The sequence below is a fragment of the Paenibacillus cellulosilyticus genome, from assembly GCF_003182255.1.
GTDB classification, from domain to species: Bacteria; Bacillota; Bacilli; order Paenibacillales; family Paenibacillaceae; genus Paenibacillus_T; species Paenibacillus_T cellulosilyticus.
In genome coordinates, this window is record NZ_QGTQ01000012.1 from 106,775 (window position 1) to 131,029 (window position 24,255).

21 protein-coding genes are annotated in these 24,255 nt (G+C 51.4%); 16 read left to right on the forward strand and 5 right to left on the reverse strand.

Annotated features, from left to right (window positions below):
* Window positions 1-2 precede the first annotated feature (2 nt).
* Window positions 3-383 carry a VOC family protein gene (locus tag DFQ01_RS16355; RefSeq protein WP_174812660.1) on the forward strand — a complete coding sequence of 127 codons (381 nt, stop codon included), beginning with the start codon at window positions 3-5 and terminating at the stop codon, window positions 381-383.
* 161 nt (window positions 384-544) lie between these two features.
* On the opposite strand, the gene DFQ01_RS16360 is transcribed toward DFQ01_RS16355, so the two are convergent.
* Window positions 545-2,008, reverse strand: coding sequence for a PhoX family protein (locus DFQ01_RS16360; RefSeq protein ID WP_110044968.1), 1,464 nt, complete (start codon window positions 2,006-2,008; stop codon window positions 545-547).
* Between the two features lie 254 nt (window positions 2,009-2,262).
* Here DFQ01_RS16360 and DFQ01_RS16365 point away from each other — a divergent pair, with 254 nt between their 5' ends.
* The 5 genes from DFQ01_RS16365 to DFQ01_RS16385 all read left to right on the forward strand — a co-directional run bounded on the left by DFQ01_RS16365 (window position 2,263) and on the right by DFQ01_RS16385 (window position 4,671).
* Entirely contained in the window at window positions 2,263-2,700 is a 438-nt protein-coding gene (locus tag DFQ01_RS16365) for a GNAT family N-acetyltransferase (protein WP_174812661.1), read from the forward strand.
* Window positions 2,697-2,984 (forward strand): DUF6916 family protein, encoded by a 288-nt coding sequence (locus DFQ01_RS16370; RefSeq protein WP_146216889.1) that lies wholly within the window; start codon window positions 2,697-2,699, stop codon window positions 2,982-2,984. The genes DFQ01_RS16365 and DFQ01_RS16370 overlap by 4 nt, the downstream gene beginning before the upstream one ends.
* A 58-nt stretch (window positions 2,985-3,042) precedes the next feature.
* Window positions 3,043-3,567 carry a phage tail protein gene (locus tag DFQ01_RS16375; protein WP_110044971.1) on the forward strand — a complete coding sequence of 175 codons (525 nt, stop codon included), beginning with the start codon at window positions 3,043-3,045 and terminating at the stop codon, window positions 3,565-3,567.
* 74 nt (window positions 3,568-3,641) lie between these two features.
* Window positions 3,642-4,118, forward strand: a complete 477-nt coding sequence (locus tag DFQ01_RS16380) for a phage tail protein (protein ID WP_342769996.1) — start codon at window positions 3,642-3,644, stop codon at window positions 4,116-4,118.
* A 16-nt stretch (window positions 4,119-4,134) separates the two neighbouring features.
* Window positions 4,135-4,671: a phage tail protein gene (locus DFQ01_RS16385; RefSeq protein ID WP_110044973.1), complete on the forward strand. Its 537-nt coding sequence runs from the start codon at window positions 4,135-4,137 to the stop codon at window positions 4,669-4,671.
* Window positions 4,672-4,743: 72 nt separating this feature from the next.
* Here DFQ01_RS16385 and DFQ01_RS16390 read toward each other — a convergent pair whose 3' ends face one another.
* Window positions 4,744-5,727, reverse strand: a complete 984-nt coding sequence (locus DFQ01_RS16390; RefSeq protein ID WP_110044974.1) for an aldo/keto reductase — start codon at window positions 5,725-5,727, stop codon at window positions 4,744-4,746.
* Window positions 5,728-5,903: 176 nt separating this feature from the next.
* Here DFQ01_RS16390 and DFQ01_RS16400 point away from each other — a divergent pair, with 176 nt between their 5' ends.
* A complete protein-coding gene (locus DFQ01_RS16400; protein ID WP_110044976.1) occupies window positions 5,904-6,938 on the forward strand; it encodes a leucine-rich repeat domain-containing protein in 1,035 nt (344 codons plus the stop codon).
* Between the two features lie 190 nt (window positions 6,939-7,128).
* On the opposite strand, the gene DFQ01_RS16405 is transcribed toward DFQ01_RS16400, so the two are convergent.
* Both DFQ01_RS16405 and xerS read right to left on the reverse strand, forming a co-directional pair.
* On the reverse strand, window positions 7,129-8,133 hold the full coding sequence (locus DFQ01_RS16405) for an LLM class flavin-dependent oxidoreductase (RefSeq protein ID WP_110044977.1): 1,005 nt from the start codon (window positions 8,131-8,133) through the stop codon (window positions 7,129-7,131).
* A gap of 22 nt (window positions 8,134-8,155) precedes the next feature.
* Window positions 8,156-9,232 (reverse strand): tyrosine recombinase XerS, encoded by a 1,077-nt coding sequence (gene xerS / locus DFQ01_RS16410; protein ID WP_110044978.1) that lies wholly within the window; start codon window positions 9,230-9,232, stop codon window positions 8,156-8,158.
* Window positions 9,233-9,421: 189 nt separating this feature from the next.
* Here xerS and DFQ01_RS16415 point away from each other — a divergent pair, with 189 nt between their 5' ends.
* The 4 genes from DFQ01_RS16415 to DFQ01_RS16430 are packed head-to-tail and all read left to right on the forward strand — an operon-like array spanning window position 9,422 to window position 17,474.
* Window positions 9,422-14,005, forward strand: coding sequence for a DEAD/DEAH box helicase (locus tag DFQ01_RS16415; RefSeq protein ID WP_110044979.1), 4,584 nt, complete (start codon window positions 9,422-9,424; stop codon window positions 14,003-14,005).
* Window positions 14,006-14,065: 60 nt separating this feature from the next.
* Window positions 14,066-15,028, forward strand: coding sequence for an AAA family ATPase (locus tag DFQ01_RS16420; RefSeq protein WP_110044980.1), 963 nt, complete (start codon window positions 14,066-14,068; stop codon window positions 15,026-15,028).
* An 11-nt stretch (window positions 15,029-15,039) separates the two neighbouring features.
* Complete coding sequence (locus DFQ01_RS16425; protein WP_110044981.1) at window positions 15,040-16,143, forward strand: DUF58 domain-containing protein; 1,104 nt, start codon at window positions 15,040-15,042, stop codon at window positions 16,141-16,143.
* On the forward strand, window positions 16,140-17,474 hold the full coding sequence (locus tag DFQ01_RS16430) for a DUF4129 domain-containing protein (RefSeq protein WP_110044982.1): 1,335 nt from the start codon (window positions 16,140-16,142) through the stop codon (window positions 17,472-17,474). The genes DFQ01_RS16425 and DFQ01_RS16430 overlap by 4 nt, the downstream gene beginning before the upstream one ends.
* 152 nt (window positions 17,475-17,626) lie before the next feature.
* On the opposite strand, the gene DFQ01_RS16435 is transcribed toward DFQ01_RS16430, so the two are convergent.
* Complete coding sequence (locus tag DFQ01_RS16435) at window positions 17,627-18,280, reverse strand: TetR/AcrR family transcriptional regulator (protein ID WP_110044983.1); 654 nt, start codon at window positions 18,278-18,280, stop codon at window positions 17,627-17,629.
* A gap of 187 nt (window positions 18,281-18,467) precedes the next feature.
* On the opposite strand from DFQ01_RS16435, the gene DFQ01_RS16440 reads away from it, so the two are divergent.
* The 5 genes from DFQ01_RS16440 (at window position 18,468) to DFQ01_RS16460 (ending at window position 24,246) form a co-directional block, all read left to right on the forward strand.
* The gene (locus DFQ01_RS16440) at window positions 18,468-19,640 is read left to right on the forward strand and encodes a YhgE/Pip domain-containing protein (RefSeq protein WP_110044984.1); all 1,173 of its coding nucleotides are present in this window, start codon (window positions 18,468-18,470) and stop codon (window positions 19,638-19,640) included.
* 141 nt (window positions 19,641-19,781) lie between these two features.
* A complete protein-coding gene (locus DFQ01_RS16445) occupies window positions 19,782-21,362 on the forward strand; it encodes a spore germination protein (RefSeq protein ID WP_110044985.1) in 1,581 nt (526 codons plus the stop codon).
* Between the two features lie 37 nt (window positions 21,363-21,399).
* Window positions 21,400-22,584, forward strand: coding sequence for a Ger(x)C family spore germination protein (locus DFQ01_RS16450; RefSeq protein ID WP_245946750.1), 1,185 nt, complete (start codon window positions 21,400-21,402; stop codon window positions 22,582-22,584).
* Between the two features lie 20 nt (window positions 22,585-22,604).
* Complete coding sequence (locus DFQ01_RS16455) at window positions 22,605-22,865, forward strand: hypothetical protein (protein WP_110044987.1); 261 nt, start codon at window positions 22,605-22,607, stop codon at window positions 22,863-22,865.
* 4 nt (window positions 22,866-22,869) lie between these two features.
* Window positions 22,870-24,246, forward strand: coding sequence for a GerAB/ArcD/ProY family transporter (locus DFQ01_RS16460; protein ID WP_110044988.1), 1,377 nt, complete (start codon window positions 22,870-22,872; stop codon window positions 24,244-24,246).
* Window positions 24,247-24,255 lie beyond the last annotated feature (9 nt).

Consider the following 24,255-nt stretch of genomic DNA (forward strand, 5'->3'; position numbering starts at 1 on the left):
AGATGAAGAAACCTTATATCAGCCATGTACAGCTTCCAGTAAACGATTTGGATCAGGCGGTCGAATGGTACTGCGGCGTATTTGGCTGTCGACTGGAAGGGAATTTCGGTGACTTTGCTTCGGTGAAATTCGGAAACGATGTCAACCTGTTCATGTGGAAGACAGAAACGGGAACGACTGCGAACTTTACCGTCGGCGGCGAGGAGTATCCAGTGTTGGGTGTCGAGGTTGATGATATGGACGCTCTGGTTGGGAAAGTAGAAGTATCGGGCGGCGGAAAGCTGAAGGGCTTGATCGTGACAGACGATGATGGTCGACGGTTTCTGAAGTTCCATGACCCGTTCGGGAACCTTATCGTGACACATGAGGAACCGAAACGATAGATCGAGCAAATAAGAGGGTAAAGGATGCACTTTAGGGGAAATGGACAAGAATTCCCGTTTGCCGGAGGAAACATGCGGGGCATTCATATAGTACGATAATTAAAAGGCTTGTTCCACCGGTCGTCGGCGGAACAAGCCTTTTTTGAATGGCGCGTAATTAGTTAGCTTCGGCGAATCGCCAGGATGTCCGCGCCCTCCGTTGCTGTAAACAAAGTCCCTTCAGGGCCAAAGGACGGAGCGGAGAACATGCCTTTAACTGGCGCGTAAGCAAATGCTTCCGCTTTGCCAAGCGTGTCGCCCTTTGGTGTAAGGACAAGCAGGCCATTATTGCCAAAAGGAGCGTACGCTCCTTCGTTCAAGTGCGCTTGCGGTATCGCCGTGGCAATCCACAAGCGGCCCGACGAATCGAACGCTATTGCGCTCGGCGAGCTGAATCCGGCTTGGCGACTGCCGGAGACGGCGAGATCCGTTTCGAAACGCGCGGCGCTTGCATTGCCGTCTTCTTCGACCAAACGCAGCACGCTCCCAAAGCCGTGACCGGTTGCGGCACTGCCAACCTGCGCGACGAACAGCGATTGATCAGCTGGGTGGACCGCAACGCCGGTTGCTTGTTCAAGAGCCGTTGCGCCAAGGATAAGCGCTGCTTCCTGGGCGTAAACGAGCACATCCGCTTGGTTCTGGATATCGTCCAGCAAGTCCTCCTTCAGCCTGCCGACGTTGTCCGGCACGCGGAAGGAAGGATCGGACAGCTTCGTGTGTACCGCGTCCACGGTAAGCTCGATCCAACTGCCGCGTCCAAGGTCTGCTGCGTACAGCTTGCCCGCTTCAAGTAACTTGGAATTGCTGCTGCCAAGCTGAGAATCGTATGTATCATCGCTCACGAATTTGAACAGTGCTTTGTCGCTGCCCATATAAACGACAGCATGCTTGTCCCGCGCGATTACAGCTGCGGCATGGCCATGATTGAAGCGGCCAAGCGCTGTATGCTTGCGGATCGCGAAGCTGCCGTCAGCCGGATCGGCTTCGGCCATCCAGCCGGTTGCAACCGGAACAAGGCCGGCTTTGGCCGCGCCAGTGTCTGCTGCCTGCTCGCCGGCAAACACGGTTCCCCAAGGCGTTCTGCCGCCGGTTCCGTTGCTCCACAAGCCTTGCGCCACCGTCACGTTGTGCAGCGTCTTGGAGCCGCTTGCCGGCCCCGTCAGGCGGACGCGGTCCAGCGCGGTGACGCGGCGCTCTGCTGTCACACTCCAGGCGGAGGATGCGTCAGCGCGCTTCACGTCATAGACCGATGCTCCCCGTTTGGATGGGTCGGCGTTTACGCTGCGGCTGACCCACAGTCGGCCTTCATTGGAAGAGCCGGAGCTCCAGAAGCCGGCGTATCCGCCCGCAGCATCCTTCGACAGGATGTTGACGGAATAGCCGGACGGAATGGACAGCCGATCAGCTGTTTGCGCCGAAAGCGCGGGAAAAGGGAGAGCAGCTGGTGAGCCAAGCAGCTTGGATGCCGATGCTTCGGCGGTTTCCATAAGCGGTCCAAGCCCCGAGGATGCGGCTGCCAGCGCGGCCGTGCTAGTGCCGAGCATAGCAAGGAAAGAACGGCGGGAAACATCTTTGTTATAGTTCATAATACCTCCTGAGCGTCCGAAACAAGATAGGTTTTGATAGTCTAGCAATAAGATAGCATAGATAGGGGTTCTATTGAACCTGTTTTTGACATAAAAACTGTTTTATTTCGCGAGAGTTCGAGATATGATGGACATATTGACGAAGAATGTTGCGGAAAGGCGAAATTTGAAGCCGTTACGCCGTAATTAGGGGGTTCATCTTGAATAGCAGAGCCGCTGCTCCGGGAGATTCAATATTTCTGGAGATGCTTTATATGGAGACAAGAAGGTCGGAGTTGGAAGGCTGGGGCTTAAGCGGCGAAGCGCTGCGAACCTTTGCTGCATTTCAATACCGGGCAAGGGAAATGTCCTATCAGGCGGCTTATCCCGGGAGCGAATGCCAAGTGATCGAACTGGATGACGAACAGATCGGCGCGTACCGCGTGTTTCGTGGCAGCTCTGAAGTCAGGCTGGTTGATATCGCTTTGCTGCCGGCGTATAGGGGCAAAGGAATCGGAAGCGGACTGCTGCTGGGGCTGCAGCGGGAAGCCGCGAATTTTGGCGTTCCGTTGACGTTGAACGTCGATAACGGAAACGCAAGAGCTAAATCGTTATATAGCAAGCTTGGTTTTCGCACTGTACAAGAAGGAGACGTATACAGCGAGATGCATTGGTATGGGTATGGTGTTCTGGAAGGCGAGGGGGAGAGATGATGCCAACGCTTGCCATGTACAAACAGGCAGTCAACACGGCATTTGAAGTGGTCGGTCTTGAGCGTAAGGTAGAGCTAACGCTTGCCGTCGTGGAAAAGGTCAAAGAAGACCCGGGCTTCGAACGGTTTACACTGCTGTTCGACGGACCAAGCGATGTGTTTCTTCCACAGCAGACGCTGCCGCTTTACCATGCGGATTTAGGGGAGCTTGATATTTTTGTCAGTCCGATCGGGCCAACAGCAAACGGTTACCGCTATGAGGCGATTTTTCATATGGCGATTTAGCCGGTTAGCAAGCTGTAATGGAAATGTTAAACGAAATAATAGAAGGGAGTAGTGACAAATGGCAAGTTCATATATTGGCGAAATTCGAATGTTTGCCGGAAACTTCGCTCCTGCCGGATGGATGTTGTGTCAGGGGCAATCATTGGCGATATCGGAATATGAGGCTTTGTATGTGCTAATCGGAACGACTTACGGAGGCGACGGAGTATCGACCTTTGCATTGCCGAATTTGAGCGGCAGGGCTCCGATTCACATGGGAACGAATGCTTCTGGAGGTTCTACTTATGTGTTAGGTCAGAACGGCGGCACCGAGCAGGTAACGCTAACGACGAACCAAATCCCGGCGCATACCCATACCGTTCTTGGGCAGTCGGCACAGGGGAATACAAGTAATCCTAAGGATGCTTCGTTAGCGTCTTCCTCTCTTTCCTTTTATACGGAGGGGAATGCGGCTGTCAAAGGCCAAATGATGGCTGGTGCCATTGAACCGATTGGGAGCAGCCAGCCCCATAACAATATGATGCCATTCCTGAGCATCAACTTTATCATTTCATTATATGGAATATTTCCGACGCAATCCTAAAATCTATTTTTGTGTGAATCTTTAAGGGAAGGTGAAATTTAATAGTGAGCGACCCCTATGTTGGAGAAATCCGTGTGTTTCCATTTAATTTTGCGCCAAAAGGCTGGGCGTTTTGTAACGGGCAGACTTTGCAGATTAGCCAGTATCAGGCTTTGTATTCGCTATTGGGCACGACATACGGCGGCAACGGACAAACGACTTTTGCGCTTCCAGATTTTCGCGGGCGCGTGCCGATGCATTTCGGCAATGGCGTTGTACTAGGTCAACAGGGCGGCGAAGAAAGCCACACAGTAACGACTCAGGAGCTTCCTGTACATAGTCATTTGCTGAAAGCATCGTCCTCCGGAGCAGCCGTCTCTTCGCCGCAAGGCGCAGTTTGGGCAGGCACCTCAGTCAGTGCTTATCACACGTCCGGACCGGGCAACGGCGGGCAATTGTCCCCTTCTACTATAGCGAGTACCGGGGGCACGCAGGCACATAACAACATGCAGCCTTATTTGACGCTTTCCTTTTGCATTTCTTTGCAAGGCACATATCCATCTCGAAGTTGAGGAAGGAGTATCCTGAATGTCAGATCAATTTATAGCGGAGATTCGGATGTTCGCCGGCAGCTTTGCGCCGCTAGGCTGGGCGTTTTGCAACGGGCAGACCCTGCCTATCGCGCAAAACACGGCATTGTTTTCGCTGATAGGCACTTACTATGGCGGGGACGGAAAAACCACCTTTGCGCTTCCGAACTTGCAGGGCACAGTACCTATTCAGCAAGGGCAAGGGCTGGGGCTCTCTGCACGTGTTATAGGCGAGTCTGGAGGCAATCAAACGGTAACGCTGCTTCAATCGGAAATTCCTTATCACTCGCATTCGTTGAATTACGGGGAAGCATCGGTGCCTCTGGAAGCGCCTGCTAACAGTCTCCCGACTGCGCCACAGGGCAGACGGGCTCCGCTTGCCTACATCACTGGCTTGACCAGCCAAAACACAGTCCATTTGCACGCGAGTACGGTAGGCGCGGCGGGCGGCAGCAGTCCGCATAACAACATGCAGCCATATTTGGCGGTCAATTTTATTATTGCTTTGCAAGGAGATTTCCCAATGCGTGAATAGGCTCGAATTGTATAGAAGAGTTAGTACATATGAACCCAACGACAAAGGGAGCCCTAAGGCTCCCTTTATCGTTTAATACGGGCCGCGAATATGATCGCGAATCTGTTCCTCGTAAAATTGCCGCAGCCGCTCTTGTTCTTCTGCACTGAATGGCTTAGCAGTTAGTACACCGAGGTTATCCTCGACCTGTCGAACATTCTTGAATCCCGGGATAACGCATGTGATTTCCTTGAAATCCAGCAGCCAGCGGAGTGCGGCATGCGCCATATTGCCACGGCCTTCGGCAATCCAGCCAAGCTGGGATGCAAGCTCAACGCCCTTGGCGAACGGCAACCCCGCGAATGTCTCGCCGACGTTGAACGCCGCGCCGTCGCGGTTGAAGTTTCGATGATCCTCCGCTTCGAATGTTGACTCCGTCGTAAACTTGCCAGTCAAGAGGCCACTTGCGAGCGGCAACCGAACAAGCAGCCCGACGCCGCGCTCCTCCGCCCGTGGAAGCAGCTCCGAGATGGGCTTCTGCCGGAAGATGTTGAAAATGATTTGCAGCGCCTCTACACCGGATTTCTCCAGACAAAACAAACCTTCCTCGACCGTTTCCACACTGACACCGTAGGCGCGGATTTTGCCTTCCTGCTTCAGCTTGTCCAGCACCTCGAACACGGCGCCTTGCTTCAGAATCTCAAACGGCGCGCAGTGGATCTGATACAAGTCAATCGTATCACGCTCCAGCCGTTTCAAGCTGTCTTCGCACCATTGACGAACGCGCTGCTCGGAATAGGTTTCCGGGGCAAAAATATCCCCCTGGCGGCAAAACTTCGTCGCAATGTGAATTTTTTCTTCCTTGCCTTTCGTAGCGCGGGCAAGCAGCCGCTCGCTTTTACCATCGCCGTAGACGTCGGCTGTATCGAAAAAGTTAACGCCTTTTTCCATCGCCTTGTCCAGCGCGCGAAGCGATTCGGCTTCATTAGTCTGTCCCCATGAGCCTCCGATCGCCCATGTGCCAAAGCTGACCTCGCTCACCTGCAAGCCCGTTCTTCCAAGCGGACGTTTGTTCATATGTATATCCTCCTTATGGAGCAGTCATTGTCCAACGATAGTATTGTAGCAAAAGAAGGGCAGCACGCGCCATGCATGAAACTTTTTATTGATCTAACGGGCAGGTCGAATTCCAGTTTGTGGTATTATGCCAATAAGGCTGTTATGTACTTTCTATGGAAATGGAGACACACAGGATGAGAATGTATACAGACCCTAAAGGCGAAGCCTATGAGCAGATCGTTGATTTGGCGATAAGGAACTCGGAATGTTTTGTGCTCGGGGAGAAAATTCCGACTGATGAAGAGGGACGAGGCCAATACGCAAGTGTATTGGAAGTGTTAGAGCCTTACCTGATAAAGACACTCGTCATTCCAAACCATGATATGAATGAGGTTATTCGAATAAGAGATACGTATCGCAGTCATGCCTTTTATACCGCGGGCACTTACTATATGTATAGATGCTGCGAAGAAAGCGGTACTCTACTGAAGCAATTGGCAAACGGTTTGTCGGATTGGATATACCCTAGGTTTCCTGAAGACCTATGTTTCTTAAAAGAAGGAGGCGGAGATTACCTTTACTCGGTTGTTCATGAACGGATGTATGGTATGGATGTAACAGAGGAAGAAGCAATCGAACTAATGGAACGAGTGACAGGGATTTTCATACAATTAAAGGCTCATCGGGATCTGGATCGTCTGCTGGATGATGCGATTAAGCATAAAACCGACTGGCTTTATATAAGTGGACATGGGCTCACGGAGCTGCCTGATCGAATTCGGGAGCTTACAGAATTGCGTGAGCTTCAAATTTTTGAACAGGATCTTTATCGTCTACCCGAAGCGTTGTTCGAGTTAAGCAAGCTGGAACGCTTGAGAATCGAGACAGCAGATCTAGAGAACATACCTTCATCCATAGCCAAGTTAAAAAATCTGAGAGAGCTTAGCATTCATTGTGGCAGCTCGGATCGGCCGACTCCCGATTATCGGATCAAGCCGAAGGAAGAGATCAGCTTAAACCGCATCCCTCCGGAGATTGGAGAGCTGGAACAACTGGAGCAGCTTACGATTCGATACACCTCGATCCATGAGCTGCCGCGAGAGCTAGAGAAGCTGAAGCATCTGCGAATACTGGACCTGGGTATGGGTATGATCAATCGGAAGCCTAAGTTCCTCTATGGTATGAAACAGCTGGAATTCATGAATGTGTCGCAGGATTTTAATCATTAATAGGGGGGCAGACCATGCAAGACAGCGAATTGTATGTTTATTACATTGCAACGAGCTTCCTTAGTTAGTGGTTATCGGAATTATCGAAGTAGTAGAAATTATAGATGAATATACTTCATAGCCATATAAAAGCGGCCTGCATATCAGTGATAAATCACCAATGTGCAGGCCGCTTACATATTCAATTAGATTATCCTTGCATGCCGAATACTTCTGCAACGAGCTGGAACGAGCGAATGCGCGCTTCGAAGCTGTGCGTATTCGTTACGATCATGAGCTCATCGGCGTCCATTCGTTCTTTGATGGCTTCCAGCTTTTGCTTAACGATGTCAGGTGTACCAACGATCATATTGCTGCGGCGTCCGTTAAGAAACTCAATATCGATCTCATCGTAAGGATAAGCTTCAGCCGTCTCAACAGAAGGGAAGTAGTCGAGTCTGCCACCACGATGAAGCATTAGGAAGAATAGAGAAGTGCTCTTAGCAATTCGTTCTGCTTCTTCTTCTGTATCTGCGCAAAATACAGCAACGGCCGCGAGTGCGTTCGGTTTGTCGTTGAACGAAGAAGGCTGGAAATTCGCACGGTAGCCGCGAATTGCTTCTTCGCCGCCTGGCACACCGAAGAACTGTGCGAAGCCGAAGCCAAGGCCAAGCCTCGCCGCAATGCGCGCGCTCTCGAAGCTGGAGCCAAGCAGCCACAGCTCTGGCACGGTCTCAAGTACAGGCGCCGCTAACAAGCCTGGGTACGCATGCGTTGGACCTGTCTCATCGTGCAGATAAGCAATCAGATCCGCCACCTGCTGCGGGTAGCGGTCAACGGTCGTGAATTTGCCTTCTTGCAGAGCACGAGTGGAGAGAGGCATACCACCTGGAGCGCGGCCGAGACCGATATCAATCCGGCCAGGATGAAGCGCCTCAAGCAAGCGGAAGTTCTCCGCTACTTTATACGCGCTATAATGCGGCAGCATGACGCCGCCTGAGCCAAGGCGAATGCGCTTCGTATGCGCGGCCAGATGAGCGATTAATACTTCAGGACTGGAGTGCGCGAGCGCTCTCGTTGCATGATGTTCGGATACCCAATACCGATGGAAGCCGAGTCGATCAGCCTCCTGTGCAAGCTGTGTTGTTTCCGTTAAAGCAATTTTGGCGTTTTTCCCTTCGCCGATATGGGATTGGTCGAGTACGCTTAGCTTCATGGTGTATTCTCCTCATTTCTGCTTACGAGTTATGGTCGATTGCTTCAGCCATCGTACGGTCAGTCAGATGGGCATAGATTTGCGTCGTCTCAGGGGACGAGTGGCCTAGCTGTTCTTGCGTTTTATAGATATCATTGCGTAAATAATAGTCAGTTGCAAATGAGTGCCGCAGCTTATGCACCGAGAGATAAGGCTTGCCGAACCGTTTAGCGTATTTGATCACCATCTCTTGAATAGCCCGCTTCGTCATGCGCGAGCCTTCCTTCTTACCGTTCGCAATAGCGAGGAAGAAAGCTTTTTCCCGTTTCGGCGCGTTATAGGACGTATCCCGGATTTGCAAATAACTGGTCAGTTCGTCAACTGCGTCTTGACGGAAGTAGACGGGCGTTTTGAACGTATCGTCATTTTTACCTTTACGGAATACATAAGTCAGCTTCTTCTTCAGGTCAATATCATCGACATTCAGATTCACAACCTCAGAGACCCGGAGGCCGGAGTGCAAAATGAGGCTGATAATGCACGTATCGCGAATACGGTTCAGCTGATAGCTGTACAATGCCTGCTTGTTCGTCGCCACATCATGCTCATAGTCATGACTTACATAGGCGAGGAAAGAGGAGATTTCTTCCTCCTGCAGCAGCTTACCTTCGAGCTTGGCCGCAGTATCCTTCGGCTTATGCGTCCGCTTGATTGATACCTTGGCCATAACATTCCGTTTGAGAAGCGGGTAAAAGTTTTCGTCCTCCGCAATCTGGCTCAAATAGTGGAACAACGAACGGAGCGAGGACAGCTTGCGAGTGACGGATACACGCTTATTGTTGTGCTCAACTCTCGTCATCAAGAACATACGGAACGCATCGATGCTGTCCATATGGAGACGTTCCAGCTCCTCGAGCTTAATATCTTTGATCGCAGGGCCTTCTGCAAGTCCTTCCGCCAGCAGGTAGGAGAAAAAGGTATCATAATCGCGCACATACTCCAGCAGCGAAGAGGGCGATAGGTCAGGCAGCTTGAACTGAATGAATTTGTCGACATACCAAGGCATGAGCGGCACTTTCCGATCCAGCTCTTGGCGGTCTTTAATCTTAATGACGTTCATGTCGGTGGTCAGCTCCTTGCTATGGAGAGTTGGTCAGCAGCATCGTGTCTCACTCGTAATCTTTACCATTATACGCCCGCTTCACAGGGGAGAACAAGTATTCGATAATCGGAGACGAACGTCATGGATTGAACAGCCGCCAACTGGTATAATTAAGGAGAATAAGTATTAGCAGGAGCTGATCATCCGTTGAACAACTCGCCGCTTCACACGTTTCACCCTGTTATTGCTGATTGGTTCAGCGGAACGTTCGGTCAGCCGACCGATGTGCAGACTCGCGCTTGGGCGTCGATCCAAGCTGGTCGGCATACGTTAATTGCAGCGCCTACTGGATCAGGCAAGACGCTGGCTGCGATGCTGCCATGTCTGAATAACGTTGTTACAACAAAAATACAAACGGCCAAGCCTCGTGCCGGTGTTAAGGTGTTATACCTATCGCCGCTGAAAGCGCTTAATAATGACGTGCATTACAATCTCGTTTCTTTCATCGAAGCGATTGACCGCAGCGCGGCGCAGCGGGAGCCGGGCTGGCCGGGTATTCGCTGCGCGGTTCGAACTGGCGATACGCCGTCGTCCCAGCGAGCGTCAATGGCGAAGCGGCCTCCCGATGTGCTGCTCACTACACCGGAATCTCTCTATATTCTGCTGACTTCCGAGCAGGGGCGAGCAATGCTGCGTACCGTTCAGTACGTTGTCGTCGATGAGATCCATGACCTTGCGTCGGATAAGCGTGGTTCACATTTATCGCTATCATTAGAAAGGCTCGCGGACTTGTGCGATCAGCCGTTTCAACGCATTGGTGTATCGGCGACGCAGAAGCCGATGTGGCGTGTTGCTCGTTTCTTAGGCGGCTGGGAGCCAGCACTAAGCGGACAGACTAACGTTTCTATTGAATTGCCGTCCGATGCGGATGCGGATGAGAAGGCTCCGCACCCGCTGGGCTATGTGCCAAGGCAGGTCGATATTATCGAGAGTGTCATGACGAAGGCGATGCAGGTGCTCGTGACGATGCCGGACTTGTCCAAGCCGATGACGACTCGCGAAGCGGTATGGCAGCCGTTGCTTGAGCGATTGTTTTCTCTGATGGAGGGCTGCCGGACGGTGCTGATATTCGTCAACAGCCGTCGATTGTGCGAGCGCGTTTGTCTAAGGCTGAATGACGCCGCAGGTTACGAACTAAGCCGAGCGCATCATGGCAGCCTTGCTAAGGAGCGGCGGCTTGAAGCCGAGCGGATGCTGAAGTCCGGCGAGCTGCGCTGCATCGTCGCAACTTCATCGCTTGAGCTTGGTATCGATGTCGGTCACGTGGATCTTGTCATTCAGATTGATCCACCGTTTGATGCCGCATCCGGTATTCAGCGTATCGGCCGCGCCGGTCACTCGGTCGGAGATGTCAGCAGAGGAGCGATCATCGTACGGCACCGTGGTGCATTGGCGGAGTCTGCCGTGCTTGCCAAGCTTGTTGCGGAGCGTGAGATTGAGCCGATTCAGATTCCACGACATCCACTTGATGTGCTCTCGCAGCATACGGTATCGATGGTGGCGGGCGGAGAATGGACGACGACGAAGCTTTATCAGCTCGTCACTCGGAGCGATACCTTCCGGCTAATTCCTTATACGAGATTGCTAGCGATGCTTCAGGTGTTGAGCGGGTTCTATCCGTTCGCACGACCGCTGCTCGATTGGAATCGAGATACCGATGTTCTGGCTGGGCGGCGAAGCAGTGGCATTGCAGCATTGACCGGAGCAGGGACTATTCCGAGCAGCTCGGCATTTCCTGTTCACCATCTGGAGAGCCGCGTTCATCTTGGAGAGCTTGACGAGGAATATGTGCACGAGAGCAATGTCGGAGATGTGTTCCAGCTTGGCACGAATAGCTGGATGATCCGCCGCATTGACCGCGACCGTGTGTATGTGACGGAAGCGGCCAACAGCTTCAGTGAGATTCCGTTCTGGCGCAATGAAGCAGGCGGACGATCATCGGAGCTGGGTATGAAGATTGGTGCTTTTGTACGGGAGCTTGAAGAGCGACTAATGATAGATTCGAGCGATGATGTGGACCAATCGTTCACTGAAGAGGATCAGACCTTCGTACGCACCGTTACCGAAAGTCAGACAGCAGAGTGGCTGATGAGCGCTTATCGAATGGATGCCAAATCCGCATATAGTCTGATTGACTATGCTAACCACCAACATTCATTTTGCGGGCTGCCAACCGATCGGCGTATTATTGTCGAGCATTACCAGGACGTTTCGAACAAGACGCATGTCATCATCCATAACTGGCTTGGCAGACGGCTGAACCGGACATGGCTGCTTGCGATCGAGCGCCAGTTCGAGCAGCTGCTGCCATACCGATTGTACGGCAATGCGAAGGATAACGGCATTGAGTTCGTACTGTCAGAATGGGATCCTTCGTGGCTGCAGTCGATCTGGCATGTAACGCCAGGCAATGTGGAGCCGTTAATCATGGACGCGATCACGGGCTCGCCGCTGCTTGCAATTGCGTTCCGTCATCTGGCCGAAACATCACTGCTGCTATCGCGAAGCTTCACGCGGACGCCGCTATGGCAGAAGCGGCTTCGCAGCGAAGAGCTGTTAAAGGAAGCGATGCCGTATGCATCGCAGTTCCCATTCTTAGATGAAGCGATGCGGGAGTGCCTCAATCGGTTTCTCGATGTGGACGGCTTGCAGAAGGTGCTTACGGCCATTGGATCGGGTGAGGTTGCATTCGATATCCGTGAGACACAGTACCCGTCTCCGATGGCGACTCAGTTCATTGCGGAATACGTGAATATGCGTATTTATGAAGGGGATGGGCTGGACGATACCATTCGGATGCAGCTGCTGAATGTGAGTCGTGAGCTTGCCGGAAGCGTGTTTGGCGAGGATGCTGTTCGGGGCGCGGTGACGCCGGAGCTGCTGGAAGCTGAACGTCGGAGGATGACAGAGCTTGCTGGACAGTTATCCACGTCAGACGATGTGCTAACGCTGCTGAAGCAGCGCGGCGATATGGGAACGGACGAGCTCGTGAAAGCTGGCGGCGAGTCGGTACTCCCACTGATCGCGGAGCTATGCGAGCGTGGTGCAATCGTGCAGGTCGAGCTCGGTCATGCGGATGCGGACGATGAATTGCCGCGCTGGATATGCCGCGACGAGCAAGAGGTGTATGCACATTTTCCATCGGATGCTGCTTCGGTTCAATTCATTATCGGTCGTTATGCGGAGCATGAGCTGTCGTTCACGGAACCATCGCTGTGCGAACGATATCCGCAGCTGACATTGCCGGAAGCTCACCAAGTCGTCGATACGCTGATCGAACAAGGCAAGGTCGAGCAGGCACCGTTCGCAGATGGGCCGAACGAACGGCTGTGGACAGGACGACGTACGGCGCAGCGTCTCATACGGATGTCGATCGGAGAAGCGCGCAAGCGATCGCAGCCTGCGCATCCGAACAAATGGTTCGTGCAGATGGCGATGCGCCAGTATGCATTAGGTGGAACGCAGCAGCGTGGTGAAGAAGGTCTGCGCGCTGTGATAAGCAGGCTGCAAGGACTGTTCCTGCCGCTATCGCATTGGGAAACCATCATATTCCCATCACGGTTGCTTGATTATCGGCCAGAACAGCTTGACCTGCTATGTGCAACTGGGGATGTAGTCTGGCTTGGCCGGAAGTCCAATGCGGAGCGAGAAGGCCGTATCGCCTTCTTCCTTGCAGAGAGCAAACCGTTGTACGCTCCTTATCTCACAGGATTGGATAGTCAGGACTCGACTCAGCCTGCACTGCTGCAACAGCTTCAGGCAGGGGGCGCCAGCTTCCTAACGAAGTTGGCACGCGATGCTGGTCGTACGCCAACCGATATGCTGACGGAGCTGCTGGATCTTGTATGGGAGGGGCAGGCGTCGAACGATCAGTTCGCACCACTCCGGCTGCATGCAGGCAAGAAGCAGGCAGATTGGGCTCGCTCTGGATCAGGGCTTGGCCGCTGGTATTGGACGGGCTCATTAGCTAGTGATATTGCGATAGAAACGGTAAATACGTCTCCAACAGGACTTCCGATTGCTGATGCTGCTTCTGTTGTTGCTGGAGCGGGTAATCATGCACAATCATCTGCGATGCATTGGGTGCGTCATTTGCTTGATAACTATGGCATTGTTACGAAGGAACTGGTTGCAGCTGTATCCCCATTGTCATGGGAGGTGCTGCTTCCTGTCTTGAAGCAGTTGGAGGAATGGGGCACGATTACGCGCGGCACGTTCGTGGATGGCGAAGCCGTCTTGCAGTTTACGACTGCAGAAATTGCAGAAGCGGTACGAGCACAAACGCCGCTTTCGGCAGATAGCGCCGTCACCGTGCTAGCTTCGGTAGATCCGGCTAATCCTTATGGCATCATCGCCGATTGGCCGACAGCAGAGACTTGTGCTTTTGCACGAAAGGCTGGACATTATCTTGTATTGCGCGGCGATCAATGGTTATTCTGGATTGAGAATAACGGCAGACGCATCCATATGATGTCGGATTCAAGTCATATTGGATCAACCGATGAGCGCAACACTAGATCTCACGCAATCAATCTATCAGATTCATCAGCTATAGCTGAGCTTCGTTCCGCGTTGGCGGCCATTATGCGTCGTCAACGCATGTCTAAGATTGTGATTGAGCTGTGGAACGGACAACCGATCTTGGATTGTGCAATTAGTGAAGAGCTGCGTGGAATGGGGGCGGAGCGGGATGGTCAACGACTTGTATTATGGCCAAGCTCGCTGCGCTGAAGCCGATTTGTTCATGCGATGAAATACATAACCATTAGACATTAGAGGAGATAACTGACTATGAGCATTCAATCCGTACAAGCATTAGCTGAACAAATTCGCAATAACGTTGGGCAGGTTATCGTTGGCAAAGAAGCGATGATCGACATGCTGTTGATCGCGCTGCTCACATCGGGCCACGTCCTATTAGAGGACGTGCCGGGCACGGGCAAGACGCTGCTTGCCAAGTCGCTGGCGCTGTCGATCAGCGGCAGCTTCAAACGGGTACAGTTTACACCGGACCTGCTGCCATCCGATCTGAGCGGCATTAACTTCTACAATCAGAAGCTTGGTGAATTCGAATTCCGTCCAGGTCCCTTGTTCACGAATCTGCTGCTTGCCGATGAGATTAACCGCGCAACTCCGCGTACGCAATCGAGTCTTCTTGAGTGTATGGAGGAGCGCCAGATCAGTATCGATGGTCAGACGCATCGTCTGCAGCCGCCATTCATGGTTATCGCAACGCAGAACCCAATCGAGCAGCAAGGTACGTTCCCGCTTCCAGAGGCACAGCTTGACCGTTTCCTATTCAAGCTCAACATGGGCTACCCAACAACGGAAGAAAGTGTCCGCATCCTGAGTCGGTTCAAAGGCACGAAGCCGCTTGAGAGCTTGCAGCCAATCGCAACGCCAGAGGCAATAGTTGAGGCGCAGCGTGCTGTTGCACAGATCGAAGTGAATGAGGATGTACTGCGTTACATCGTCGCAATCGGCGAGAAAACACGTGCGCTCGAGGAAGTTGCGACTGGCGTCAGCCCTCGTGCGATGCAAGCGCTGATGGGTGCTTCTCAGGCACATGCGGCGCTTGCAGGAAGAAATTTTGTTACACCGGATGATGTGAAGCGGCTTGCTGTTCCGGCACTTGCGCATCGTCTCGTCTTGAAAAGCTCGGCACGCGTACGCGGCGATCGGACGAGTGCTGAACGCATCATTGAACAAGTGCTCGACAGCGTTGAAGTGCCTGCCGAACGGCTTCATTCCTAGAGGTCCGGCTGATGACGGCGTATTGGTTTCTTATAATAACGGGACTTATTGTATTCATCCAAAATCGTATTTTCAAAGCGGTTAGCTTGCGCCGAGTACGCTATTCCAGGCAATTCGATCGGCGAACCTGCTTCGAAGGCGACGAGGTCGCCTTAGTCGAGACCATCGCGAACGAGAAGCGTTTCCCGCTTCCATGGCTGCGCGTAGAATCGCTGTTAAGCGCATCGCTGCGGTTCGGTCACGATCACGCATCGAACCTCGATATTAGCGCAGGGCAATTTCTACAAAATCATCGCAGTTTCTTTAGTCTCATGCCGTGGCGCCGCATCCGCAGAACGCACCATGTCAAGGCGTCTCATCGCGGATGTTATGAGCTGTCGACGGTTACACTGTCGACAGGCGATTTGTTCGGACTGAGCGCTGCATCCAACACGTTAAATTTCTCGGAACGGCTCATCGTATATCCGCAGCCAGTCCTGCCGGATGATTTGGCGCTGCCGCCGCGGAGCTGGCAAGGTGATATGTCGGTTAAGCGTTGGGTTGTCGAGGATCCATTCCGTCGAATCGGTGTGCGGCCATACCGATCAGGTGATTCGCTTCGTCAGGTGAATTGGAGTGCAACTGCTCGGACCGGTGATTTGCAGGTGCACCAGCTGGACACCACCGCAGATTATGCCGTACTCATTGTCCTTAATGTAGAAGATCATGCAGAAGTCTGGCGTACGATTAATGATGTGGATACGATCGAGCAAGGCATTCGGATTGCGGCAGGGACAGCGACACATCTCATCCGTAACGGTATGGAAGCGGGTTTTGCAAGTAATGGTATGCTGAAAGATGAGATGCAGTCGTTCATTCATGTCCCGCCAACGGGCGGAGAGCCGCATCTCTTCGGGATTCTTGAGACGATGTCGATGCTGCTCATCGAGCGTCAGCTGCCATTCTATGAGTATCTGCTGATGCTCTCGGAGCGGCTTGATCAGCCGACCGATCTGCTGCTGCTAAGCACACATGCAGATGATCGTGTAGTGGAAGCGATCGACCGACTCGCAGCCGAAGGCCACCGGGTCATTGTACGACTACTTCATGCAGAGGGTGAGGCGAATGCCTCATGATCAATCGGATTATATGGTGGAGCATCGGGCCTCGGATGCTGCTGCGAGCATGCTTTGTAACACTGTTGTTTCTACCAGCCATTATTGCGCTTGGCTTATCCGTTATTCCGGATGAGGACCGCATTCTATGGATCGTGCTTGTTCCGTTCGTTCATGTCGCAGGGGATGCGATTAGTAGATTGCTGTCCAAATGGCGCCGCTGGATAACGGAGACGTTAATTGTCATGATCGTATTGACTTCGGTTTATTCCGTCTTTGGCATGACCAATGCGGGTGCCGTAACTGTGCTAGCCTATGGTTTCTTCATGATCCAAGGGACAATTCGCCCATCTAATGGACAGTTGTTCGATGTTCACCAGGCATACTATGCAATATCTTTCTTTATGTATTTAATCATCACGTTCTGGTATCGCAATAATACCGAGCATGAAGGTTATGTATGGCTCATGAACATAGCTGGTATATTGACGCTCGTGCTCTGCTTATTCGTATTCAATCATATCAATATGAATAAGGAGTCGTATTCGGACAGCAGCAGCGGAGCGCCAGTATCGCGCTCAATCGTTAGACAAAATCGGTTACTCGTGTCCATCGTTGCAATCCTCGTCTTTCTTGTTGCTTCGATATCATGGATCGGTGAGATGCTGAATCGTGTATTCGGTTCCCTCTATGAATGGCTGCGACGCTTATTGGCAACATCGCCTGATGATAACCAGCCAATTGAGCAGCCTGAGCAAAACATGCCGGATAATTTGATGTCAGAGCCGCCGGCAGATCATGGCTGGTTCATGCAGCTGTTGGAGAAAATCTTTATGTTCATCGGCGGTGCATTGGCTGTTGTGCTGGTGCTCTGGCTCGGATATAAGCTGCTGCGCAAGCTGCCGATCATTGCGAAGCTGATTGAACAATGGATGCAGCGGCTGTCCCGAAAGGAAAGGCTTGCCGCATCGGATGCAGGCTATGAAGACGAAATTGAGCAAGTCGAACACGAACGCGGAGCATCTCGTTTGCGCAAATGGTCGTCGTCACTGCTGCGAGGTCGCACGGAGGATATGTGGGACAAGCTTCCGGACAATGCAGCACGCATCCGTGATCTATATCGCAACGCCTTGCTTCGCCGTGAGCGCCATGGCTATGCGCCGAAGCCGCAGCTTACGCCAAGAGAGACGGCGGTCGATCTTCAGCATAAGAAGAGCCTTGCCGCAGCTGAACTGCCGAAGCCGCTTGTTGAACTGTATGAGCGTGCACGTTATAGTGCGTCGCCGATTGATTCGAGCGAAGCTCAGCAAGCTCGCGAACTGGAGCAGCAGCTTACGATGAAGAAGAAATAAGGGCGAAAATCAGCTAGAATGAACGACGAGGAGCACTAGACGGTAGTGCTTTTCAATATTTTCGAATCACAGTCGATTATCCTGGAGAAATAGCGTATTTCGATCGATGACACACCGCATTAACCAAACCAAAAGCAGTGACGTCAGGAGCCTTAAGGTGTTCCATGCACGTCACTGCTTTTTGCTGTGTCGATCAAATTCTTGTTCGGCAACCCCGTCATCGACATTGGACCGAGATTCGAGACGCGCATTAGAATTAACGTCACTTCTTCAGGTGTGAGCTTGATGTCGGTTTCAAGCCAATACTTCACGACCCCGAAGTTGGCGGAAGAGATATAGGCGATCAAGTAATCGCGAGGAATGAGCATGTTCTCATCACTTGGCTGCCAGTAAGCAAGACGGTTGCTGATTCGCGAGGTAAACTCGGTCATGATTTGTTGTGCGAAGGAAGGGTCACCTTTGGGACCAAGCATGACTTTCAGAAAATCCGCATTATTAGCAAACTCCGTAAGCAGTCGCACTAGATTCGGGTAAGGAATATCCTTAACCGCATACTGACGCATAACGACGGGGTCCATTTCCTGCATCAGAGCAAATAAGGACATTATAATTTCGTTCATGATTTGACGGAGCATATCAGGCGCATCCTGATAATGGAGATAAAACGTTCCGCGATTAACATCAGCCCGATTCGAAATGTCGGTAACGGTAATGCCGTCCACGCCTTTCTCGGCAATAATCTCGAGTAGAGCCTTGCGCAGCAGCTGTTTCGTCCTTGCTTGTCGTCGATCTAATCGTTCGGCCATCTTCTTAACCTCCTGCTGTTCACAATTAATTGATCAAGTTAATGAACACTTCATATCCGAAGTGATGCTTAATTATCATTCATGACCAACATTGACGATTGAATAGCTCGTGCTTCTCATTATAATTAACGACATGGTTATTAATCAACATCATGTTCATTAACGAAGGGTAAGGAGAGGAAGAAATATGGCACTATTGAAGCAAAAGCTAGTATGGATCGGAATTGTAATTATTGTCATCGTCCTTATGGTGTTCGGGCTAGCGATGATGGGATCGGTTATTGGTGCGAAGCCGCAGAATCTGCCGGTTGCACTCGTCGTTCAGGATCAGGCAGTGAACCTGCCGAATGGCACCGAACTCAATGTTGGACAAATGGTAAAGGAAAAGCTCACGGCTAATGAAGCGCTGCCGATCGTGTGGACGGTAGTCGGATCTGAAGCGGAGGCTCGGAAAGGTCTCGATCAACAAGATTATTATGGTGCGCTTGTGCTTCCATCAGAACTTAGCGCTGGCATTGCTTCCATATCGACGGCTGAACCAAAGCCCGCTGTCGTGAAGATCCTTGCGAACGAAGGCATGAACACACAAGCCTCAAGCGCAGTGAAGCAAATTCTCGGGCAGGCTGCACGGACGATCAGCAGTGAACTGTCTAATCAATTGCTGACGCAAATCAGCACCCAATCCGAAGTGGTGCCAGTTGGTACAGCAAAGGCATTGTTAACGCCGTTTACGATTCAAGAGGAGACCGTTCACGCGATTGGCGCTAATAACGCAAGTGGCAGCGCTCCTGGCATGTTAACGCAAATTATGTGGATCGGAAGCTTGGCGACGAGCCTCATTCTATTCTTCTCAAGCCAGAAGGCAGCAGCAGGAGGAGCAAGACGAATGAGTTCTGCTATCGTACAGGCGATTATCGGCATCGTGTTCATCACGGTTGTATCTGGTTATCTCGTCTGGATGGCGACATCCTGGTACGGCATGGAGTTGGCCGATGTGACTGGAACGTGGTGGATGCTGCTCGTTGCAGGTGTTGCATTCTTCATGCTCCAATCGGCTCTTGTGAACTGGCTTGGCGTTCCCGCTATGCCGATTCTCATTCTGCTGATGTTCTTCTCGCTGCCTGTCGTGAACATGGCGCCAGAGTTTCTGCCGCAGACGACGCATGATTGGCTGTACTCGTGGACACCGTTCCGATTCGCAGCATCCGGACTTCGTAATTCGATGTACTTCAATGATATCGATTCGGCATCGACGAATCTTACCGTAATGTGGTCGATTGCAGCTGTAGGATTGGTGCTCGTGGTGGCATCGGGCTTCAAGAAGAGCAAGGCTTCAGCTGGACAAACAAGTGCCCAATAGGTTGAGATGATAAATTCTCTAACATAGAGCCCCTTCAGACAAAGATCTGAGGGGGGCTCTTATGTTTTACTCGTTTAGCATATTTTGTCGAAGGCAATACTGGATACAAACACGATGCAGGTAAGAGGTGAGTCCGAAATCATGACATCATTAAGTCATCAGGATCAACAGAGATCGTTCTCACTGCAAGACCTTCTTGTCACTCATTTGGATGCGAACGTTCACGCTATACGAACGGCTACCGGTGGAAGCTGTGATATCGTCTATCGTGACTTGAAGCTGGTCAATGGCATTCGTGCGGTAGTCGTAGTGACGGATGGCCTTGTAGACATGCAACAGCTTCAGCAATTCGTCATTGATTCCTTAACGCTTGATCATACCTTTGAGTCGTTGAATGATTTGCCATTCGAGATGAAAGAGATGCCATTCCCGGAATTGCTTCGCCAGTCCATTCTAAAGGCTGGAAGCGTAGAGGAGCATTCTCGTCTCGATCAAACGCTTGACGCATTGATATCCGGATTAGCGATTCTGTTTGTGGACGGGTTCGATCGTGCTTTTGCTATTGATGTCAAGCATTATCCCGATCGATCCATCACTCCCTCCGAGGCGGAAACGGTCGTACGTGGTCCGAGAGACAGCTTCACAGAAAATATTCGAACGAATACGGCGCTCGTACGCAGACGAATCAAGCATCCCGATCTTCGTATTGAAGGGCATAGGGCCGGACGCGTTACGATGACGAATTTGTCGATTCTCTATATTAAAGGAATTGCTCGACACAGCATTGTGGATGAAGTGCGCAGCCGATTGAGACGAATTGATATAGATGCTGTTCTCGAAAGCGGCTATATTGAGGCGATGATTCAGGATAATGCAAGATCGACCTTTCCTACGGTCTATCATACTGAGCGGCCAGATGTTATTGCAGCCGAGCTGCTGGAAGGCAAAATTGCCATTATGGTCGATGGAACGCCAATCGTGCTCGTCGTACCTGCATTATTCGTATCTTTCTTTCATTCACCTGAAGACTACTATCAGCGTGCGGACGTGGCGAGCTTCATCCGACTGCTTCGCTCTATCGGCGTTTTCTTCACGCTGCTTGGTCCGTCGTTTTATATTGCTTTGACTACTTTTCATCAAGAAATGCTGCCTACACAGCTCATCGTCAGGCTGATCTCGCAGCGTGAGGGTATCCCGTTCCCGGCATTTATTGAGGCGATGCTGATGGAGATTACATTCGATATCCTGCGAGAAGCAGGAGTCCGTATGCCGAAAATGTTTGGACCAACGGTATCCTTCGTAGGTACGCTAATTATAGGACAATCTGCTGTTGAAGCGGGGATCGTATCACCAGCCATGCTGATCGTTGTGGCCTTTACGGCGATTTCCAGTCTCGTCATTCCGGAGACAAGCATGTCGATGTCGCTGAGGCTGCTTCGCTATCCGCTAATGGTACTTAGCGGAACATTCGGGTTGTATGGCATGATGGCAGGTATTATATTGCTGACGCTCCATCTGTGCAGCTTAAGATCATTTGGTGTTCCCTATATGAGTCCACTTGCACCTTTCACCGAAGAAGACGCAGGTGATACGCTGATCCGCTTACCTCACTGGGCTGCCAAGAAACGTCCACACCAATTATCGGTGGAGCCTAACACCCGTAATCGAACGCCCAAACCACATCCAGAGCCGCAAGCGAATCCAAACGAGGATCATAAGTAAATGAAGGGCGGGAGAACATTTGTTCCGATTGATCAAAATGGCACTCGCCTTATCACTGCTTATCCCACTTGTCGGTTGTTGGGGGCGGCTAGAGCTTAGTGATATGGCAATTACGATGGGGCTCGGAATCGACCTTGCCGACGGAGATAAATATATTGTTTCCATTCAAGTTGTTGACGCAGGTGAAGCTTCTGCACAGAAAGGCAGTTTAGGCCGTTCGCCTGTTGTTCTTTATTCGGCTAAGGGAAAAACGATCGCGGAAGCGATGCAGCGGATGACGACATCAAGCCCACGTACGATATTTAACTCTCATCTCCGCGTGCTTATCATTGGTGAAAAGCTTGCGCGGCATGGGATCAGTGAGGTGCTTGATTTCATATCCCGTGACCGTCAATTCCGTACGGACTTCCCGGTCGTGATCGCTAAGAACGACAAGGCGGGCAATGCCCTCAAAATATTGACACCAATCGAATCGATACCAGCGATTCAGTTGATGCGGGCACTTGAGTATTCAGAGAAGCATTGGGCGCCGACGATCGCCATTCATTTTGACGAGCTGATTCAAGGATTAATCGCCAAAGGCAGGCAGCCGGTCGTGACTGGCGTTGTGATGATTGGAAGTTCAGAAGAAGGAAGCAGACGGTCGAATCTACAGACGACTTCTCCGAAAAATCGGTTGAGATTCACAGGGTTGTCTGTGTTTCATCGAGATCGTCTGATCGGTTGGCTGACGGAGGAAGAAAGCCGAGGCTTTAATATCGCGATGGGGAAAGCATATAAAGGCACAGGCAATGTGGAATGTTCGGATGGCAATGAGGTGTCGTTAGAAGTGCAGGAGTCTAAATCAAAGCTAAAGAGCAAGCTTAAGGGCGACAATCTTGTGCTTGGTCTTGATTTAAAGATCGAAGCCAATGTCGAAGAGGTTGCATGTAAGCTGCCGATGACGAAGGACGAAACGATCTCCGACTTAGAGAAACGTACCGAAGACACGCTGAAAGAAATTATTAATAAGACACTGAATCGTGTGCAGCATGACTTAAAGGCGGATATATTCGGTTTTGGCGATGAGGTACATCGTAAGTATCCGAAGTATTGGAAGAAGCTCTCGAATGATTGGGATACGCATTTCGCAGAGCTGCCGCCTGTGGAGCTAAATATTAAGGTGAAGATTCGTCTGCTAGGTACAGTTACGAACGTGTTGGAATCAGAGGGTTCCGAATAAATGCGAGGGAGGGTGTCGACATGTCGTTATCTATCGTATGGATTCTAATCGCTGCCGCCATCCTTCTGGGTCTGCAGTGGGGGATGATATTCAATAAAGCGAATGCGAACAAAGGTTCGGTTGGCGAAAAAATCGCATTTTTTACCTTATTGTTCCTCGGTATAGGGCTCAATATTGCGTTGTTCAAAGACTGGCTGACAGCTTCGCCGCTAATTGGAATACGAGATCTGTTGGCTCCGGCTGCCAAGTCGCTTGCGCAGTGGGGATTGGTGGGGAAGTAACAAGATGCAGGAACGCATTGGCGTACGACAGTTGACGATACTTGTCATTCATTTCATGCTCGGGACTTCGATCCTGATTGCACCATCTAACCTTGCATATGTTGCCAAGCAGGACGGTTGGATTGCAGCTATCCTCGGTATTGCACTGGTAGCCATCTCGGTTTTCCTGTATGAAGCTTTGGCCAAACGGTATCCGACGCTTACTTTCACAGCAATGATCGAGGTCATTGTCGGCAAATGGATCGGAAAATTGATTTCGTTGTTGGTGTTCAGCTATCTGTTTCTACTGACGGCTTTTCTCGTTCGGGTAGCTGGTAATTTCATTACGACACAGATCTTACCGGAGACGCCGATTGAAGCAGTGATTGTTATTCTGCTCGCAGTTATTGTTGCTGCTGTCGCATATGGAATAGAGACGATTGCAAGGGCATCAGAAATGTTATTCTTCCCGGTTCTCATCCTGCTCGTGTTATTGGTGCTGTTCCTGCTGCCAGAGAGTAAGCCGGAAAATTTATTACCAATGCTGGAGCGGGGACCGAAACCCATTATACTTAGCGGATTCTATCTGTTCACGCTGCAGGAAGTGGCTGTCTTCCTCATGTTATATCCGAATGTCAGTAAGCCGGAGAAGATACGAATAGCGATGCTCAAAGGGATTCTCGTTGGGGGCATCGCCGTCATCCTTACAACAACATTTTGTTTGCTTGTGCTCGGAACCCAGCTGACGGAACGGAACATCTTCGCAAGCTATTCATTAGCTAAGAAAATATCGGTGGCACAATTTCTGCGTGTCGATGCCTTCATGGCAATCATCTGGCTGATTGCTTTGTTCTTCAAAGCGGCGATTAGTTACTATGGTGCTTCTATAGCGCTGACCGAGACATTAGGCCTTCGCCGATATCGGGTGCTAATCTTGCCGCTTAGCATGCTGGTGATGTGGCTGTCGATTGTTGTGTATCAGAATATCGTGGAGTTTCTTAATTTCACGCCGGCGATCTGGTCGCTGTATTGTACCTGCTTTGTAGTCGTGCTGCCACTGCTGCTCATTATGATTGATCGACTTCGTTTCGGGAGTAAGCCTGGTGGACAGGCGAAGCAAGGAGCGCAGCAGCAAGCTCAGCAATCGGGACAACAAGGCGGCAGCCAGTCACAGCAACCGGAGAACGTACAAAGCCAGCAAGCAGGTGTTCAGGCGCAGCCGGTGCAGAACGCTCAAGCTCAGCAGACAGTCGCACAGGGGCAGCAACAAAATGGATCGGAGCAGCAGTCGGCTCCTGGCACACAGCAGAAGATTGGCGTGCAAGCTGAAATCGATGGACGGCAGTCGCAGACGAACGCAGTTCAGAACCATGTACCGCCACCAACTACTCAGCCTCCGTAAAATCAATGC

Bases quoted from the DNA above. Each gene is read 5' to 3' on its own strand.
- DFQ01_RS16355 (WP_174812660.1), top strand. From the start codon at position 3: ATGAAGAAACCTTATATCAGCCATGTACAGCTTCCAGTAAACGATTTG.
- DFQ01_RS16360 (WP_110044968.1), bottom strand. From the start codon at position 2,008: ATGAACTATAACAAAGATGTTTCCCGCCGTTCTTTCCTTGCTATGCTC.
- DFQ01_RS16365 (WP_174812661.1), top strand. From the start codon at position 2,263: ATGGAGACAAGAAGGTCGGAGTTGGAAGGCTGGGGCTTAAGCGGCGAA.
- DFQ01_RS16370 (WP_146216889.1), top strand. From the start codon at position 2,697: ATGATGCCAACGCTTGCCATGTACAAACAGGCAGTCAACACGGCATTT.
- DFQ01_RS16375 (WP_110044971.1), top strand. From the start codon at position 3,043: ATGGCAAGTTCATATATTGGCGAAATTCGAATGTTTGCCGGAAACTTC.
- DFQ01_RS16385 (WP_110044973.1), top strand. From the start codon at position 4,135: ATGTCAGATCAATTTATAGCGGAGATTCGGATGTTCGCCGGCAGCTTT.
- DFQ01_RS16390 (WP_110044974.1), bottom strand. From the start codon at position 5,727: ATGAACAAACGTCCGCTTGGAAGAACGGGCTTGCAGGTGAGCGAGGTC.
- DFQ01_RS16400 (WP_110044976.1), top strand. From the start codon at position 5,904: ATGAGAATGTATACAGACCCTAAAGGCGAAGCCTATGAGCAGATCGTT.
- DFQ01_RS16405 (WP_110044977.1), bottom strand. From the start codon at position 8,133: ATGAAGCTAAGCGTACTCGACCAATCCCATATCGGCGAAGGGAAAAAC.
- xerS (WP_110044978.1), bottom strand. From the start codon at position 9,232: ATGAACGTCATTAAGATTAAAGACCGCCAAGAGCTGGATCGGAAAGTG.
- DFQ01_RS16420 (WP_110044980.1), top strand. From the start codon at position 14,066: ATGAGCATTCAATCCGTACAAGCATTAGCTGAACAAATTCGCAATAAC.
- DFQ01_RS16425 (WP_110044981.1), top strand. From the start codon at position 15,040: ATGACGGCGTATTGGTTTCTTATAATAACGGGACTTATTGTATTCATC.
- DFQ01_RS16430 (WP_110044982.1), top strand. From the start codon at position 16,140: ATGATCAATCGGATTATATGGTGGAGCATCGGGCCTCGGATGCTGCTG.
- DFQ01_RS16435 (WP_110044983.1), bottom strand. From the start codon at position 18,280: ATGGCCGAACGATTAGATCGACGACAAGCAAGGACGAAACAGCTGCTG.
- DFQ01_RS16440 (WP_110044984.1), top strand. From the start codon at position 18,468: ATGGCACTATTGAAGCAAAAGCTAGTATGGATCGGAATTGTAATTATT.
- DFQ01_RS16445 (WP_110044985.1), top strand. From the start codon at position 19,782: ATGACATCATTAAGTCATCAGGATCAACAGAGATCGTTCTCACTGCAA.
- DFQ01_RS16450 (WP_245946750.1), top strand. From the start codon at position 21,400: ATGGCACTCGCCTTATCACTGCTTATCCCACTTGTCGGTTGTTGGGGG.
- DFQ01_RS16455 (WP_110044987.1), top strand. From the start codon at position 22,605: ATGTCGTTATCTATCGTATGGATTCTAATCGCTGCCGCCATCCTTCTG.
- DFQ01_RS16460 (WP_110044988.1), top strand. From the start codon at position 22,870: ATGCAGGAACGCATTGGCGTACGACAGTTGACGATACTTGTCATTCAT.